17 protein-coding genes are annotated in these 16633 nt (G+C 42.3%); 11 read left to right on the top strand and 6 right to left on the bottom strand.

Annotated elements, in window-relative coordinates; all coding sequences use genetic code 11:
• Nucleotides 1–5: 5 nt before the first annotated feature.
• The 9 genes from ACTWQL_RS08665 (at nt 6) to ACTWQL_RS08625 (ending at nt 9447) form a co-directional block, all read left to right on the top strand.
• Complete coding sequence (locus ACTWQL_RS08665; RefSeq protein ID WP_443142047.1) at nt 6–923, top strand: aldo/keto reductase; 918 nt, start codon at nt 6–8, stop codon at nt 921–923.
• Between the two features lie 113 nt (nt 924–1036).
• Nucleotides 1037–2431: a hypothetical protein gene (locus ACTWQL_RS08660; RefSeq protein ID WP_443142046.1), complete on the top strand. Its 1395-nt coding sequence runs from the start codon at nt 1037–1039 to the stop codon at nt 2429–2431.
• 310 nt (nt 2432–2741) lie between these two features.
• Nucleotides 2742–3560, top strand: a complete 819-nt coding sequence (locus ACTWQL_RS08655) for a nuclease-related domain-containing protein (protein ID WP_443142045.1) — start codon at nt 2742–2744, stop codon at nt 3558–3560.
• Between the two features lie 205 nt (nt 3561–3765).
• Nucleotides 3766–5052 (top strand): Zn-dependent hydrolase, encoded by a 1287-nt coding sequence (locus ACTWQL_RS08650; RefSeq protein WP_443142044.1) that lies wholly within the window; start codon nt 3766–3768, stop codon nt 5050–5052.
• Between the two features lie 147 nt (nt 5053–5199).
• Nucleotides 5200–5727, top strand: a complete 528-nt coding sequence (locus ACTWQL_RS08645; protein ID WP_443142043.1) for a general stress protein — start codon at nt 5200–5202, stop codon at nt 5725–5727.
• Nucleotides 5728–5822: 95 nt separating this feature from the next.
• A complete protein-coding gene (locus tag ACTWQL_RS08640; protein ID WP_443142042.1) occupies nt 5823–6524 on the top strand; it encodes a PIG-L deacetylase family protein in 702 nt (233 codons plus the stop codon).
• Between the two features lie 30 nt (nt 6525–6554).
• Entirely contained in the window at nt 6555–7508 is a 954-nt protein-coding gene (locus ACTWQL_RS08635; RefSeq protein WP_443142041.1) for a GNAT family N-acetyltransferase, read from the top strand.
• 31 nt (nt 7509–7539) lie between these two features.
• Entirely contained in the window at nt 7540–8628 is a 1089-nt protein-coding gene (locus tag ACTWQL_RS08630; RefSeq protein ID WP_443142040.1) for a threonine aldolase family protein, read from the top strand.
• Between the two features lie 30 nt (nt 8629–8658).
• Nucleotides 8659–9447, top strand: coding sequence for a hypothetical protein (locus ACTWQL_RS08625; protein ID WP_443142039.1), 789 nt, complete (start codon nt 8659–8661; stop codon nt 9445–9447).
• 104 nt (nt 9448–9551) lie between these two features.
• Here the strand turns inward: ACTWQL_RS08625 and ACTWQL_RS08620 are convergent, their stop codons facing one another.
• The 5 genes from ACTWQL_RS08620 to ACTWQL_RS08600 form a co-directional block, all read right to left on the bottom strand.
• The gene (locus ACTWQL_RS08620; RefSeq protein WP_443142179.1) at nt 9552–10004 is read right to left on the bottom strand and encodes a nucleoside deaminase; all 453 of its coding nucleotides are present in this window, start codon (nt 10002–10004) and stop codon (nt 9552–9554) included.
• 117 nt (nt 10005–10121) lie between these two features.
• Nucleotides 10122–10298, bottom strand: a complete 177-nt coding sequence (locus ACTWQL_RS08615) for a hypothetical protein (RefSeq protein WP_443142038.1) — start codon at nt 10296–10298, stop codon at nt 10122–10124.
• 277 nt (nt 10299–10575) lie between these two features.
• Nucleotides 10576–10995, bottom strand: coding sequence for a hypothetical protein (locus ACTWQL_RS08610; RefSeq protein ID WP_443142037.1), 420 nt, complete (start codon nt 10993–10995; stop codon nt 10576–10578).
• Between the two features lie 210 nt (nt 10996–11205).
• Nucleotides 11206–11949: a hypothetical protein gene (locus ACTWQL_RS08605; RefSeq protein WP_443142036.1), complete on the bottom strand. Its 744-nt coding sequence runs from the start codon at nt 11947–11949 to the stop codon at nt 11206–11208.
• A gap of 178 nt (nt 11950–12127) precedes the next feature.
• A complete protein-coding gene (locus ACTWQL_RS08600; protein ID WP_443142035.1) occupies nt 12128–12487 on the bottom strand; it encodes a hypothetical protein in 360 nt (119 codons plus the stop codon).
• 542 nt (nt 12488–13029) lie between these two features.
• On the opposite strand from ACTWQL_RS08600, the gene ACTWQL_RS08595 reads away from it, so the two are divergent.
• A complete protein-coding gene (locus ACTWQL_RS08595) occupies nt 13030–14643 on the top strand; it encodes a sensor histidine kinase (RefSeq protein ID WP_443142034.1) in 1614 nt (537 codons plus the stop codon).
• Between the two features lie 27 nt (nt 14644–14670).
• Entirely contained in the window at nt 14671–15345 is a 675-nt protein-coding gene (locus tag ACTWQL_RS08590; protein WP_443142033.1) for a response regulator, read from the top strand.
• 327 nt (nt 15346–15672) lie between these two features.
• Here ACTWQL_RS08590 and ACTWQL_RS08585 read toward each other — a convergent pair whose 3' ends face one another.
• Complete coding sequence (locus ACTWQL_RS08585; RefSeq protein ID WP_443142032.1) at nt 15673–16545, bottom strand: AraC family transcriptional regulator; 873 nt, start codon at nt 16543–16545, stop codon at nt 15673–15675.
• Nucleotides 16546–16633: the final 88 nt, after the last annotated feature.

Here is a 16633-nt window from a genome sequence, read left to right as displayed (position 1 = left end):
TCTTTTTGAAGAAGATCAAGTTAGGGAACAGTGGCTTGGAAGTTGGCGAGATTTCATTAGGCTGTATGCGGATGAGTTCACTTTCTAAAGATGATGCAAGGCATGTGATTGAAAATGCGATGGAACATGGCGTTGATCTATTTGACCATGCCGATATTTACGGTGGCGGAGAATCGGAGTCCATCTTTGCAGATGCGATCGATATGAATCCTTCTGTCCGTGAAAAAATGGTCATCCAGACGAAATGCGCGATTCGTAAAGGGTTTTATGATTATTCGAAAGAACATATTCTGAGTTCAGTTGAAGGCAGCCTGAAGCGTTTGAAAACAGACTACATCGATATATTCCTGCTTCACCGCCCGGATGCCTTGATGGAGACGCAGGAAGTGGCGGAAGCGTTCAATGAGCTGAAGGAGAGCGGGAAAGTCCGTCATTTTGGTGTCAGTAACCACAATTCGATGCAGATCGAACTTTTAAAAAGGTCTCTGGATCAGGAGTTGATCGTTAACCAGATGCAGTTCAGTCTTATGCATACCCCGATGATCGATGCTGGAATCAATGTGAACATGCAAAATGAAGGTGCGGTCATGCGGGATGGTGGCATGCTGGAGTACAGCCGCTTGAACAATATGACGATCCAGGCGTGGTCTCCTTTCCAATACGGGATGATTGAAGGACCGTTCGTCGGGAATGACGACTACCCGGAAGTGAATGCGAAACTGCAGGAGATCGCTGAGAAATACGGTGTGACCGATTCTGCGATCGCGATTTCATGGATCCTGCGTCACCCAGCTAAAGTCCAGCCGGTTGTCGGAACAATGAACCCTCAGCGCATGGCGGATATCGCGAAAGCGTCCCATGTGGAACTTACACGAGAAGAATGGTACGAGCTTTATCGTGCGGCAGGGAATAACTTGCCTTAAAGCATGCTGAAAAATAACTCCTGGAACTAGGGGTTATTTTTATTGGCTGGGAGTAACATGAGTCTTTTATGAAATTATGCTATATTAGAGTTACGAATAGGGGGAATTATGAGATGGATCAAGATCAATTTTTACTGTATGATCAGAAAAATCCAATCGAATTACGAGCTGAAAGAATGGCGCTTTATCGTCAGGGCGAAATCATTGAAGCGATTAGTAAAGACAATGAAGTGTATTATCTGTTCTTCTATAAATATCAGTTCCTCACTGCGGTTAAATCCACTAGACTTCGACGTCTATCATTCATCCAACATGCTTTCGCGGATGGTATGGTCTTCAACGCTCCCCATCCGTTGATCAATAAATTTCTCGCGTCTAACCACCCCTGTAAAATCGTCAGCTATAAACTGTTATTGAATAAACTTGAAAAGAGCTATACCTCACAAGAAAAAGCATTCATCCTGACCTTCTTCGAATCATTCATTCCCAAAAAGCAATTGTTCAATGAAATCAAATCTGTTTTTTACCAATATAACCGCAATGGACAGACATTTCTTGGCTATCAAATCGTCCGGATCCTGATTGATTTTGCACCGGATCATAGTTTAGTTGAACAGCTGGCCACTGATATCAAGGTCGAGAAATATGCTGATCTGTATAGACGTGAATCCGATAAAATCCTTTCAAAGGATCCTATTTTTGCAGAAAAAGCACTCTATGCAAAGAAAGACTCAGATAAAAGCTTCCAACAACTCACAGATCGTCTCGAAAAAGATAACCGCTGGATTGATCTGGTCGCATTATTCAGTCATAAACTCACCAAAACCCCATCTGCGGAATTTTACCGCCCTCTTATCCGACTACTCGAACAACATTTCAATGAACAGGAAAAGATGTTCTTTTTAGAAACACTATCCGAAGAAATTACTGACTTCATTCCACTGCAGCACGATTTGTTCGTACACTATGTCCAACACCATAAAATTGAAGAAGTATCCCGAATGATGACGAACTATGACTTCGAACTCAGCAACTCCCAAATCGAGATTTTCGGAGATCTACTTGAACAACTGGATCTAAAAAAACATACATTTGAGCCTGAAATGCTTCATACGTTACTGAAGCCTATCTTGACTCAGTATCCTGATAAGGGTGAGACACTCCTAAAGAAATCCGTCGTTTCGTTGCTGAAATCGTATGATCTGGATTATATCGAAAACTGGCTGGAACCTTTTAAGGATATTCGGAATGATCTCGAAGTCGTTGGAAAAATCCATGTGATGGTAGAACTTCTTGATGATCCTGATCAAATGCAAGCGCTCGGCGAACTGTATTATGAATTCAGGGAGATGGATCAAGCGGTGGAATGCTTCAGCTGGGAGACAGAACTGAAACCTGATGATCCAAAACCGTTACAATGGCTTGCCAAAGCATATGGAGAGATGGGAATGCCACAGGAGTCAGAAGCTTACAGACAGATGTGCATCAACTTGCAAAAACTAGCTTGATTTCCGCTCTTAGGTTGTCGAAAAAAGAAAGCGGACTATAGTCCTTCTCAAGACGAGTTATGTCGCAAATGTGTTGTAGAACCTTTAAGGTTTTCCTCCATATTTGCGATTTTTTCATGTAAAATGAAATGAGATTAGAAAAATAAACCAAATTGGAGGTAATTATGTTAAGTGTACTTCAAAATTGGAAGGTAACCACAATTTCACTATTAGAAAAGTGAGGTTGTTTTTTATTAAGTTGAGAACGTGATTGCCGATAAAAACAATATAGAATATGTACTAAATATAAAATGTACGGTAGGTGATCATGATGAAACTTTTCTCAAATCTCTTTAAAAATAATGATGAAAAACAGCCGGAGAATTTAGTTAAGACCAATAATACTGAGAAGATTGCTGGTCGGAAAGGCGAACTGGGAGAATATAAGATTGATATTCAGCTTGACCAGCTTCCAAAGGATCATAAGTATTTAAGTGATATTCTTGTTAAAAATCCAAAAGCCAAATCAAGCTATTCACAAATCGACCATGTTGTCATTTCGCCTTATGGAATCTTTGTAATTGAAACAAAAAACTATCAAGGTACTGTTTATGGAGGTAAAGATAGGAAAACGTGGTCTGTGAATGGCAAGTTCAAGATGATGAACCCATTTATTCAAAATTACGGGCACATCGAAGCATTAAAGAACTATATAGAAGAAGATTTCCATCACTTATTCATATCGATGGTATCTTTCACAAAACGTTGTACGTTCAAAATGGATGAACTGGATTTTAGGAAAATAGCTTCTAATGAACTGCTAGTCTATGATGTCGAACTATTTGACTATATGCAGAGGAAGGATTCAGTCCTAAAAATCCAACATGAGGAGCCATTACTTACTAAAAATAATATAAGTAAGATATACCATATGATTACAGGAGCGAATATTACCGACCAATCAATAAGAGATCAACATGTGCATTCATTAAAAGCAGGAAAAGAGAAGGCAGGAGAAACTGATGTTAGAGAAAAATGTTGTATATGCCATAAACCAGTCTCTGAAAAAGTGAAAAGGTTTTGTTTGAACAACAAGAAGTTCAATGGGAAAATTTATTGTTTTGAACACCAGAAGCATAATAGCTTTTAAAAAAGAAAGAGACTGCAGTCCTCCTTCATACGATAAATGTCTCAAGTTGTGTAAACCAGTCCTAGTTATACTCTATAAATCTTTTGTTAGGTTAAGAATAGTTTCGATATAATAATATTCATATCTGACAAGCTGAAATCATTCAGAAAAAGCCCTTTTCTTTCAAAAACTGACTATAAAAGAAGAGTTACCAAGGAGGACTGACATGTTAAACCAACTGCTATCAGACTACAATTCTAGATTGAGTCATTCAGGAGTAAATGGAGAACGGCTTGCAAATCGCCTGGCGGAACTCTCTAAAATTGGCCATACTTCAGAGAACGGTTCGTATCGCCTTGGTTTTTCTGCAGAAGAGCGACAGGCGAAGGAACTCGTGAAAAAGTGGATGACCGAAGCGGGTCTCACCGTCAAAGAAGATGGAGCTGGCAACGTATTTGGGAGAAAAGAGGGAAGGCGCAATCTTCCTGCCATCTTATCTGGTTCCCATGTTGATAGCGTTCCTAATGGTGGTCATTTTGACGGACCGCTTGGTGTACTGTCTGCACTTGAAGTTGCACAAGCCTGGCAGGAAACAGGCTATGTACCTGAGCGTCCGTTTGAAGTCGTCATTTTTTCTGATGAGGAAGGATCCCGGTTCAATGGCGGATTGACCGGGAGTACAGCTTTTGTCGGAGAACTGGATCTCGAACGTCAGCGCACCATGACGGATAAAGATGGCTTGTCATTTGAACAAGTTCTCGCAAAGGACGGACTATCCATTGAAACCATTGCAGAGGCAAAGCGAAATGCTGAAGACGTCGCCATGTTCGTGGAAGTCCATATCGAGCAGGGGAAACGCCTTGAGAAAAATGATCTGCAGGTTGGAATCGTAACAGGAATCGCAGGTCCGGTCTGGCTTGAATTCACATTTGATGGGGAAGCAGGCCATGCTGGGAACACACCGATGACTGACCGAAGGGATGCGCTTGCTGCTGCCAGTGCTTTTATCGGAAAAGTCCAAGCATTGCCACGTACGGTTAGTGATTCAGCTGTCGCTACAGTTGGAAAACTCAATGTTCATCCGAACGGCGTCAATGTCATACCTGGGCAGGTGAAGCTCTATGTGGATGTCCGGGATATATTTGAAGAACCGCGGAATCAGCTCATAAATCAGATACTAGAGGCTGCCGAGGTTATTTCGGGTCAAACCGGTGTGGAGGTGACCTGGAAAGAGATGATACGAAAGCAACCGGTCCCAATCCGAAAAGATTTGCAGAATCTTTTCAGTAAAGCGGTAGAAGCAAATGGAATCGAACCATACTTTTTACCAAGCGGAGCAGGACATGATGCGATGATCGTCGGTAGACACATCCCAGCTGCGATGCTTTTTGTACGGAGTCAAGATGGAATCAGCCACAACCCGGCAGAATGGTCTTCTCTTAACGATTGTGTCCAAGGTGTACACGTATTGAAGACATTCCTTGAACGAAGTATGGATGAACAACCAGAATAGCGTGTCGAAAAAAGAAAGCGGACTATAGTCGTCCTCCAGACGAGTTATGTCGCAAATGTGTTGTAGAACATTCGGTGTTTTACTCCATATTTGCGATTTTTCATGTAAAATGGAAGAACATAGTAGTTGTAAAGGCATGTGATCAATATGAAAAGACATTTGGAGAAAAGGTTCGCATTTCTATATACAGGAGAGCTCACCTCGTTTCTTCTTTTCATTTTTCTCAGTTATTTCATCAATCGTACATATCCTGGTTTACACTTGTATTCGTTGTATTCTTTCTGGCTTTCATTTGGTCTGCTGGAATTTATCCTGCTGCAAGGCTCTTTATACTGGTACGTGAAGAGGAGGCAATTACAGACGATAGGAAGCCCAATCACTCCGCTTTCCCTCGTAAATAGACTCTATCATTTACAAAAATGGAACCTGTTTATCATTCTAGTAGGTCCCTTGATTTTTGTATGGGATGTTTTCATGTGGAACCCGCAGCTGCCGATTGGCGGACTGGCTCTTGCTTTGTTCCTGTATCTCTTTGCGATTGCGGAATATATCAACTACTTTCATATCCAGCTCTCGTATGATAATAAGGCAGACCTTCACTACTTGTTTACTAAGAAAAAATTGAAAAAGGCAAGTCTACGGCGTGATATCAAAAGGCTGAAGAACAGATCATGATGGGATTTTAATTTTTCGCCGGACGATTGATTCTGATATTTTCAGAATGTTTTGTATAATACACTTATGGAATAAATTTGAATGAGGGTGATGGTATGCATTTGGTTGCATTGGGGGCGCATTGTGGGGATGTGGAATTTCAGGCCGGAGCAATTGCCCATAAATATGCGAAGGCCGGTCATGAGGTGACGTTCGTCCATTTGACGGCTGGAGAGAAAGGGAACCCACCTGATATTTCAGTCGAGGCGTATCGTGACCATAAAATCCAGGAGTCGGAAAAAGCTGCAGCAATCCTGGGGGTGAAAACGATGACCCTCGATTACAAGGATGCGGAGTTGACGCTGAATGATGAGGTCATAACTCGGGTAGCGACGCTGATGCGTCAATTAAAGCCGGATATTGTGATCACCCATTGGGAAAACAGCATTCACCCTGATCACGCGCTATGTCCGAAAATCCTCCAGGCTGCCCAGTTGAAGGCGGCTATACCTGGTTTCGAACTGGATGGTTCGGACGCCCAGTTCTATCGGATTTTCCATAGTGAGAATTGGGAGGACATGGAGGGGTATGTGCCTGACATTTTTGTCGATGTTTCCGAGGAGTTCGATGTCTATCTTGAGGCGCTTTCACAGTATTGGTTCGTCATGAATTCCACCTCTTTCCGTTATTACGATTACTATAAGGCGTTAGGCACGATGAGAGGGTGTGTGAATCGTACAAAATATGCCCAGACACTTAAATACCCTACAGGTTTGAATGTCCGCAAAGGGCAATACATCCCAGGATTCGAATTGTAAGCCCATTTATACAATAAAGGAGTCGAGGACATGATTTCGTATCGACATTATCATGCTGGGGATGAAGTGAAGATCGTTGAGCTTTGGAACGAAAGCCTGCCGCTCGATCCGATTACATCTGAACGATTTAGGAATTTGGTTTTATTGGATGCGAATTTTGAACCGCAAGGACTGCGGGTTGGCTTTGATGGTGATCGTTTAGTAGGTTGTGTCTATGCAGTCAGGAGACTGCTTCCGATGCACGGGACAGACCTGGAACCTGATACTGGATGGATTCCGTTCTTTTTCGTGCATGTTGACTATCGGAAAGCTGGAGTCGGTGAAAAGCTGTTGGAGGAAGCAGAAGGTTTTTTAGCTGAAGAGGGGAGGAGTAATGTCTTTTTCGCATCCTACGCACCGAATTATATTCTGCCTGGGATTGATGAAGAGGCGTATCCTGAGGCTTATTCCTTTTTACAAAAGCTAGGGTTCGAAAAGCAATATACGGCGGTGGCGATGGATCGGAATTTGGTAGGTTACCGGATGCCTGATGATGTAGCGTCATTGAAAAAAGAGCGTGCAAGGGAAGATTATTTCTTTTCAAAGGCTGAAGATAAAGACCTCTATGAAGTGATCCAGTTTGCGAATGAGAAGTTCAACCCGGATTGGGGCAGGGCGATACGCGAAGGGATTTTACAAGGACTGCCGCTGAATCGGATTCTCGTTGCTCGCCACAAGGAACAAGTGGTTGGCTTTTGCATATATGGCGGTTATGAAGGGGTGCCTGATCGATTCGGTCCTTTCGGTGTCGATCCAGCGCAACAAGGAAAAGGCTTGGGGAAGATCCTCCTGCATGACTGCCTTGTTTCGATGCGTTCAGAAGGGCTCCACGGTGCGTGGTTTCTATGGACAGGTGAAAAAACCTCAGCCGGCCACCTCTATCGGAAAACGGGATTTGAAATCACCCGTCGTTTTTATGTGATGAAGAAAACAAATAACTCTTGAGATACAGGGGAAGTAAAAGGAGACTGATTCGATGAATGAAACAAGTGTTTTAACCCGAGCGTTCAAGCAAACTGACTATCAGCTTGCCGGTCATGGAAGCCGCAACATCCAGGTGCTTAAAGACGCTTTGGATGAAGTGGACAGCGATACGAATAGCGATATGTATGGCAAGGGGAAGGTCATTGAAGACTTCGAAGAAAAGATGGCCGAGTATCTTGGTAAAGAGCATGCTGTGTTTTTCCCGAGCGGTACGATGGCCCAGCAAATCGCTTTGAGAATCTGGTGTGATGAAAAAGGGCTGAAAAAAGTCGCCTATCATCCGTTATGTCACCTGGAAATCCATGAAGAAGACGGATTGAAAGAGCTGCATCATATTGATCCGATTTTATTAGCGGATGAAAACAGGATCATTGACCTGGAAGATGTGGTGAATATGGAAGATGAGATCTCGTGTTTATTGCTTGAATTGCCGCAGCGTGAAATCGGCGGTCAGCTGCCGGACTATGAAACTCTTGAAGCCATTTCCGCGCATTGTCGTGAGGAAGGCATCCGGTTGCATCTGGATGGGGCGAGGCTGTTTGAGATTCTTCCATACTATCAGAAGCCCGCTGCCGAAGTGTGTGCTCTTTTTGATAGTGTCTATGTTTCGTTTTACAAGGGAATCGGCGGGGTGGCGGGAGCGATCCTTGCAGGTGATGAAACTTTTACAGAAAAATCGAAAGTGTGGAAGAGAAGACATGGCGGTGATCTGATCAGCCTTTATCCATACATAATCAGTGCGGATCACTATTTTGAGGAACGGATCGGAAAAATGGGGCAGTATCATGAAGAAGCGAAGGAACTTGCCAGTTTGTTCAATCAGTGCCATGCTGTTGAGACAAAGCCTTATGAACCTGTCTCGAATATGTTCCATGTTCATTTTCATGTGTCGAAAGAAAAGCTTGAACCTATCCTGGTCGATCTTTATGAAACGACGGGGATCGGGTTGACCAGCAACTTAAGAGAGACGAGTAAGACTTCATGTTATTATGAAGTGAGCATCGGTGATCAGTATGAATACGTACCGAAAGACCAATTGAGAGACGTGTTTCAGCTACTGGATGAGAGGCTCTCGCGTTAATCAGATTTTGCATCAAAGGAGGGAACTTGCATGAAGAAATTGAGTCCGTATCATGAGCTTCGTTTGCTGTATGAAAAAGATATCCATGTGAATCATATATCTGAGGTTTTTGATATTTGCCATCCTCATGATGATGCACAAATGATCAAGGCACAGATGGAAGAAAAGGATTATGATGTGCTTGGAGTCGAAGAGGACGGAAGCGTCATTGGTTACGTGAAGCGAGAAGACTTGAAAGAGGGATTATGCAGACATTATATGACGACTTTTTCACCAAAAGAATTGGTTTCAGACTCGACTCCTTTGATCAAAATCCTCTTTTTATTCAAAGAAACCGAACGGATCTTTGTGTTGGAAGAAAACAGAGTGACGAGGCTCGTGACCAAAGCAGACCTTCAAAAGCCGCCCATCAGGATGCTGTTGTTCGGTATCATCACGTTGCTGGAGATGCATCTTTTGAGAGTGATCAATCATTACTTGCCGCAAAATGATTGGAAGCGGCATTTAAGTATCGATCGAATTCAAGAGGCTGAGCGGTTATATACGATACGAAGCGTGAAAAATGAAGCGATTGGCTTAAGCGATTGCTTACAGATTTGCGATAAAAGAGATATCATCTTGAATGAGGTTGAATTAAGGCAGCAATTGAAGTTCCCTTCGAAAACAAAGGGGAAAGATTATTTTAAAAGATTAGAAGGGTTGCGGAACAATCTGGCGCATGCCCAGGAACTCAATACAGAAGGCTCCTGGGAAGATATCATCTTGCTGATTGAAGAAACCGAAGCGATTTTAGAAACGTGTGAACAAATTGATCGGTGAAGGTGGATATCGTTGTTGAGTGTGATATCCGGATCTAAATGAAAAGGTTCAGGTCCAGGAAATGGACTTGGGCCATTTTTTTGATTGATCAGCGAGTATCTAATTCAATATTCTATTTTATTGTTCGATCTTCCCCATGCTTGAAAGGGTAAATTGTGTTGGTCCACTACTACTTGTTCCATTTTCATTTTTCGTATATTAATAGGCAAAGCAATTTCTTCATAGATGAATTGATCATCAAAACCTATTTGAGCGGCATCTTCCTTTGTGCATGCATAATACACCGCTTTCGGTCTTGCCCAATAGATGGCCCCAATACACATCGGGCAAGGTTCACAACTCGTATAGATCTCACAATCGGTCAATTGAAATTGTTTTAAGGAAGCACAAGCATTCCGAATCGCTTGTATTTCTGCGTGGGCAGTAGGATCATTGGACGAAGTTACTTCATTTACACCTTTACCGATCACTTTTCCATCCTTGACAATCAGGGCACCAAAAGGTCCTCCGTTGTTTTTTAAAACATTTTCATGAGCAAGCTGGAGTGCTTCTTTCATAAAAAGAATATTTGCCACTATAAACACCTCTCGTTTTGAGAAATCAATCCATTATTTATATTCAAAATTGGAGAAGAAGAGAAATTGTCTATGTGAAGAATAAACAGATAAATGATTTTATGTAGTTTTTGGGCAGTGATGAGAGACGAGATCAATAGCAAGAGGACGATAAGGAACATGACCATTAGTTGTGCGCCGTCGGAATGGATAGGTCTCTACTAAAACGAAAATCCGATGATAGACAACGACTGGTACCACGAAAATCGCCCAGAACAATATAGTGCTTTTATTCAAGATGCCACCTCCATAGCGAAAAGCGATATGCCACTTTTTCCCTTTCCATTATATACTCTAAGTTTCATAGATAACATGATAAAAGGGCTGACCTATAACATGCATTTCAAAATAGGTCAGCTTTTTTGTTTACACTGTAAGAAAATAAAAAAATTTCTTCAGTATAAGTGTAGCGCTCAGCAATCGCCATAGGCTTGGCTTTGCCAAGTTTTCTTAACATGGATTATTTATCAAGATAACTCCATTCTTGAAACTCCTTTATAGGCTTGTATTCAGTTCAATCCGCGAAATAAATCTGTGCCCCGTGGGGGTTATTATAGCTCCGAACATAGAACTCTGCCCTATTATTCGAACCATCGACAAAGCGGTTAAGATGGTTGAAGGAATGGGTGTCCCAGGCACCCTTAAATGTATATGACCCTACATAATCATCATTCCCTGAACCGGGATCATACTCCCATAGCTCAACTTTAGAAAGAATCCAGCTGTCTGACATAATCCTGAAAGATCCCCCGGTGGATTGAACATTCGGTGTATCCCACCAGTCATAGTACGAATTATAGTAGAAACTTCTCGGACCCAAGTTATCCCATTTCCCGTTACCAGCATTAAGCCCAGGGTCAGCGGCATCAACAGATGAAACAGGGATGGCCAGGGTAAAGGTCAGTGCAATGAAAAACAAACCGATTTTTTTCACAAATAGTTCCTCCTGAACGAATAATTATTGGTTTGACCGAAACTCAAGGCGTCCTACGAAATATCCCCTCCTTTTTTGTAACGTTGGGTTGAAATTGCTGTTCAACATGTTAACTAAGTATCTGATATTCATTTTTTTACTTTCGATTTACAGTATATCAGGAGTGGATAAAATGTAAATAAAAAACAACAAAAATTTTTTGCTGTTTTTTTAAAGATCTAAATCAGAACTAATTTGTACTGCTATAAGATTTAAATAAAAACTTTTGCTCATCCCTACGTTACTTGCATCTTCAATAAGTTTATTTCTGACAGACGCACCAAAAGATAAATCCATAAGCTCTTTATTGCTGGATTCGAAATTCCGGACTTTTATAGGTTTATTGAGAATATAATAGGCAAAAAGACTGTTCACTGATATAGAGTGGTCCTGGCAATAGGATATTATCTTACCTTTAAGGCTTTTGTCTAGCGTTGTTTGAACAACATCTTTTTCTGTAACAGGGAGTTCCTTTTCCTCTTCAGTAAACTCCTCCGGGAAAAATTCATGATAATGTCTTTGAAAATAATCACAAATAATATAACCAAAAAATTTCCTTATGGATAACCCATATCTCTCAATGTTCATCAATCTTTTTTTAAATATTTCATTAACTGTAATATTAGTAGAATGTGTCAAATCATCTATACGATTTTCCATCTTTTCTAAGTCTTCTTTACTAATTCCTTGCATCAATATATTCGATAAACCAAGCAAAACAACATTTCTTTTACTTGTCCCCATTCTAAGCGCTAACCGATCCAATAATTCATTTGTCTCTTTGTTTATTAAGATGGTTAATTTCAATCCCATGACACCCATTCCTAAATAATCTATATTTTCATCAATAAAAACAATACAAGAACCTGCCATTGACTGTTTCAACCAGATACCAGATTGTCTCGTTAATATCATTATATCCTTCTTTAGACTCATATTATAAATAATAGTAGTTTCAATTCCGGCATGTCAATTTGTCATATAAAACGTAGGTCCTGATTGTTCATTTGTTATCGGTACTTTCGAGTAACTCGTAGGTGATTGACGGCTGGTCTATGTCCTTTTTTAAATCGAGTAATTGAAAACGAACTATCTATATTACCACCAAAGAATACCCGCTGTTTACATATTTAACAATACTCAAATGATCATCCTGTGCACCGCCTTCGAGGGATAATCCAGCTTCTTCTACATCTTCTGCGACATCAAAAAATTCTGCACAATACTTGCATGCGCCTTGGATGATACCTAAACTTTTAATCGCTCTAAATACGGGATGAAAGATATGATCGGGTTCTTCGAGCCTTGGAATCCACTGCGGACCTAGTCCATCAAAGAAGATTTTCACCTCAAATCCTGCAAAATGTAACTGTTGCCCGTAGGTCAAAGCATGATAAACACGACCAACATCTTGTTCCCCAGCTTGAATGATGATCAAAAACTTTTCTGGCATTGTTCCTTCCCTCCTACAATGTTAATAGTCTTCGATCTTTTCTTAGAAAAACCCTTTTAAAGAACAGTGTAAAAGGAGTATAAAAGATGGGTGAGAATCCATCAAGCAACCATATGAACCAAACCTTGATCCACTATTTAGTATGATTTCGATTCTTAGGAGTAATGGAGCAAGGCGACAGTGCCAGGCACCATTTCAGATCCCTTGCACCGCAAGGACTTCTGATCGGTGCCAGGCACCGTTTCAAACTTCAACTGTCCCAAGGGTTCCGCTTCGGTGTCTGGCACTATCTCAGAACCGTTGGGGGAGAAGGGGAGAATTGTCGTGCCTGGTACAGAAGCCTCATGTCGAAATTGGGAAGCGGACTATAGTCTGTCTGCGCCCGATTGGTGTCATATTTGCTGTGGCTTTCTTTGATGCATTTCCTCGGAAATTGCGAGTTTTTTAGAGTAGAAACTATAAAACGACACGGTACGCTAGCGATTTACCATTCGATAAGATAGAATATTCAGTAAATACTTGTGTCATCCAAGGAGTTCATCATGCTGCAGAGACTACTGAATGTTTCCCTTCAAATCAAAATCCTCGGTTTGATCATCTTCCTGCTATTATTGGTGATCGGTCTGTTATCCTTCATTGTCGGTTACCTGGAAATGGAGGAGGATGTGGAACAGGCGGAGCGGATTGCGCTTCAGACTGCGCAGACCTTATCGTTTATGGGGACGATTCAGGATTCCGTCGAGCATGGAGGGTCATTCGAGGTGACGAATCCGATTGTGGAACGGATGCGGGATCAGGTTGATGCTTCCGCAATCCGTATAGAAAACCGGGAAGGTGAGCTTACCGGTTATGCGGGCGACATCATCACGAATCATTCTTCACCTCGTTCGGATCGTTACCGGTCCCTTGTTTTCGGGAGTAATTATGTCACGCGTACTGACAGTGATGGGGGCGAGGTCTTGAAAGGGATCGCCCCCATCATGATCGATTATGGAGACTACAAGAAAGTCGAAGGGACAGCGACTGTCATTTTTCATATGGATATCATTCAAAGCAAGATCGCCTCTGATATCAAAAAGATGCTGCTTGTTTCTGGCGTTGCCTTCATCGTCGGGATTGCTGGCAGTTTCTTTCTCGCGAAAAGCATCCGCAAAGATACGCATGGTCTTGAGCCCTATGAAATCGGAGCATTGTATCGGGAGCGTAACGCCATTCTCCAATCAGTAAAAGAAGGGATTTTATCCATCGATGAGCATGGAATCATCACGATGATGAACCATTCGGCACGCGAGCTTTTGGATATCAGTGAATCTGTAGAAGGGCAATCAGTGACTTCGGTCATCTCTTCTTCCAGCATGTTGGAGGTATTGGCTTCAAAGGAAACCATCAGTAATAAAGAACTCTACTATAATGATAAAATCGTCATCGTCAATACCCAGCCGATTATAGAAGATGGCGAGCAGGCAGGGATTGTTGCCAGTTTCAGAGATAAGACTGAAATCAAGAAAATGGTCGATGCCTTATCCGAAGTACGGCAATATTCTGAAGATCTGCGGGCTCAAGCCCATGAATTCACGAACAAGTTGTATGTCATTCTCGGAATGATCCAGCTTGGCAAACATACGGAAGCGATCGAATTGATTCAAGAAGAGGCTCAAATTCAAGAACAGCATAAAGAAGTTCTTTTGACGAATATCAAGGACGAGAAGGTACAGGCGATTTTGCTTGGAAAACTGGCGAAGGCTTCCGAGAAAAAGATCGATTTTATAATCGATGTTGAAAGTGCAATGCAGCCTCTTCCTGCTCATATCGGTTTTTCCCCGTTGATCGTCATACTCGGGAACCTGATCGACAACGCATTTGAAGCGGTAGCCGATCGCCCAATGAAAGAGGTATCGTTTTTCGTGACAGACATTGGGAATGACATCATTTTTGAAATCGCGGATAGCGGCAAAGGGATCAAGGGTGATGCAGAAGGAAACATCTTTCAGAAAGGGTATTCCGCGAAAGGGAAAAATCGAGGGTATGGTCTTGCGAACCTGAAAGAGGAAGTGGAGCTGCTCGATGGGATGATCGAATGGACGAACAGTCATGACGGAGGTGCAGTTTTTACCGTTATTTTACCGAAAACGATCAAGAAGACGAATACGATATAGATCATAGTTTGGGAGGGTGAAAGGTTCATGTTCAATGTCGTGATTGCAGAGGATGATTACCGTGTTGCCCAGATTCACGAGGAGTATCTGGCTGCGGTGGATGAAATGAAGTTGGTCGGAAAAGCGTTGAATGCGAAGGAAACGTTGCAGTTATTAGAGGAAAACCAGGTGGATCTGCTGCTGCTCGATGTGTATATGCCGGATCAGCTCGGGACCGATCTGTTGCATAAAATCAGAGTGGAGCATCCGGATGTCGATATCATGATGATCACAGCGGCAAAAGAGAAAGCGTTCCTGGAAAAGGCGATCCGTTACGGTGTCCAGCATTACTTGATCAAACCGATTACGATGGAACTATTTAAAGAAGCGATCGATACGTATAAAAAGAAGAAAGCAGTACTTGAGTCGACTTCGGAAGTGGATCAGGAGCTGCTTGATCGCGTTTTTGGACAAGGGGGTGGGAAAGAGCCTGAGAAATCGGACCTCCCGCCTGGGATCGATAGGATGACGTTGAAAAAAGTGAAAAAACTACTTGAAGACAACAAGGAAGGGATCACGTCAGAAAAGGCTGGCGAGGTCATGGGCGCATCGAGGACTACCGCGCGAAGGTACCTCGAGTATCTCGTCGGAATCGAACATGCCACAGTCGAGCAGGTCTATGGAATCGTCGGCCGGCCGGAACGAAGGTATTATGCTAAATAAGTAGATTAGGAGATCGTAAAGGTGCTGAAGCGGTACCTTTTTTTATACTTAAAGAAAGTAAAAGCAACTAAGGCTCAGCCTGCGTTAATGCTTGGCTGAACCAAGTTTTCTTTAAGTTAACGGACACCAGGGCCGTTATTTTAGGAAAAAACGCCTAATTAAAAGAGTTAACGGACACCAGAGACGTTATTTGATTGAAATCACCCTGAATCTGGGGAATTTGTCACAAATAAGGGCCCTCATGTCCGTTAACATTCTGGATCAAGCCAATTTGTTATAAATAACGTCTCTCATGTCTGTTAGTACTACTTTTCCTACTCGCCTACCTTACTTTTTCTTCACAGGGATCCAGATTTCACTCTTGAAAGTAGGTGAAGAGACGTCTTTATTCTCATTCCATAGTATTTCTGGTCCTTCGGTTTGTTCATAGTTCGAAGATGGGAACCATTCCGAATAGATGCGACCCCATATTTCCTGTAGTGTATCGGGAAACGGACCGATGGATTCGAAGACTGCCCAGGTCGAAGCTGGAACCTCCAAAGCTGTCAAGTCACCGGGGCAACCCTTGGTTGTCGCTGCTCCGATATAGTGATCAAGCTCTCCTTTTTCCTCCATTCGTCCTTCGGAAAAGTTCGTCGAAGCACTTAGCAGCCCTTTTGGCTCAACATTGGAAAGGTTCTTCAGGGTATCGATCATATCGCTGCCCAGGCTCTGCCACATACCTGCAATTTCTGGATTGACCCCTTTGAAAATGATTGGAACTCTTTTGTAGATGCCAACGATCCGGAAGGCCTCTTTTTCTTCAATACGGTAGTTCATTTCACTTCCTCCTTTGATGGTTAATTGGATGGTCATACGCGGATAGGATTTCAGTAAATGGCCATTCGTCCTCGCTTCTGATGGCGTGATGCCATGCAGATTTTGAAAAGCACGCGTAAAAGAATCGGGTGAGTTGTAACCATATTTCATTGCAATGTCGATGACTTTTGCTTTGCTGGTTTTAAGTTCGAATGCAGCAAGCGTAAGGCGTCTCCGGCGGATGTATTCTGATAAGGTAATCCCAGATAAAAAGGAAAACATCCTTTTAAAATGATATTCTGAGCAATAGGCACGTCTCGCAGCTTCTTTAAAGTCGATTTCATCCGCAAGGTTTTCTTCGATATAGGCGATGGCATCATTCAAGTTTTTCAGTGTATCCATCCTATGACCTCCTTCATCAATAGAGTAGCAGGATTAACGTCGGCCCATCCGACAATCCGTGCACAGATATGTAGGGTGGTTATTATTC

Source organism: Pseudalkalibacillus sp. R45 (assembly GCF_052246725.1).
Taxonomy (GTDB): Bacteria; Bacillota; Bacilli; order Bacillales; family Fictibacillaceae; genus Pseudalkalibacillus.
The sequence above is the reverse complement of the archived record's forward strand: the minus strand, read 5'-3'. Positions and strand labels throughout refer to the sequence as shown.

Coding starts and splice junctions, on each gene's coding strand:
- ACTWQL_RS08640 (WP_443142042.1), top strand. CDS start 5,823: ATGCATTTGGTTGCATTGGGGGCGCATTGTGGGGATGTGGAATTTCAG.
- ACTWQL_RS08630 (WP_443142040.1), top strand. CDS start 7,540: ATGAATGAAACAAGTGTTTTAACCCGAGCGTTCAAGCAAACTGACTAT.
- ACTWQL_RS08605 (WP_443142036.1), bottom strand. CDS start 11,949: ATGATATTAACGAGACAATCTGGTATCTGGTTGAAACAGTCAATGGCA.
- ACTWQL_RS08660 (WP_443142046.1), top strand. CDS start 1,037: ATGGATCAAGATCAATTTTTACTGTATGATCAGAAAAATCCAATCGAA.
- ACTWQL_RS08585 (WP_443142032.1), bottom strand. CDS start 16,545: ATGGATACACTGAAAAACTTGAATGATGCCATCGCCTATATCGAAGAA.
- ACTWQL_RS08655 (WP_443142045.1), top strand. CDS start 2,742: ATGAAACTTTTCTCAAATCTCTTTAAAAATAATGATGAAAAACAGCCG.
- ACTWQL_RS08625 (WP_443142039.1), top strand. CDS start 8,659: ATGAAGAAATTGAGTCCGTATCATGAGCTTCGTTTGCTGTATGAAAAA.
- ACTWQL_RS08590 (WP_443142033.1), top strand. CDS start 14,671: ATGTTCAATGTCGTGATTGCAGAGGATGATTACCGTGTTGCCCAGATT.
- ACTWQL_RS08600 (WP_443142035.1), bottom strand. CDS start 12,487: ATGCCAGAAAAGTTTTTGATCATCATTCAAGCTGGGGAACAAGATGTT.
- ACTWQL_RS08650 (WP_443142044.1), top strand. CDS start 3,766: ATGTTAAACCAACTGCTATCAGACTACAATTCTAGATTGAGTCATTCA.
- ACTWQL_RS08620 (WP_443142179.1), bottom strand. CDS start 10,004: ATGAAAGAAGCACTCCAGCTTGCTCATGAAAATGTTTTAAAAAACAAC.
- ACTWQL_RS08595 (WP_443142034.1), top strand. CDS start 13,030: ATGCTGCAGAGACTACTGAATGTTTCCCTTCAAATCAAAATCCTCGGT.
- ACTWQL_RS08645 (WP_443142043.1), top strand. CDS start 5,200: ATGAAAAGACATTTGGAGAAAAGGTTCGCATTTCTATATACAGGAGAG.
- ACTWQL_RS08635 (WP_443142041.1), top strand. CDS start 6,555: ATGATTTCGTATCGACATTATCATGCTGGGGATGAAGTGAAGATCGTT.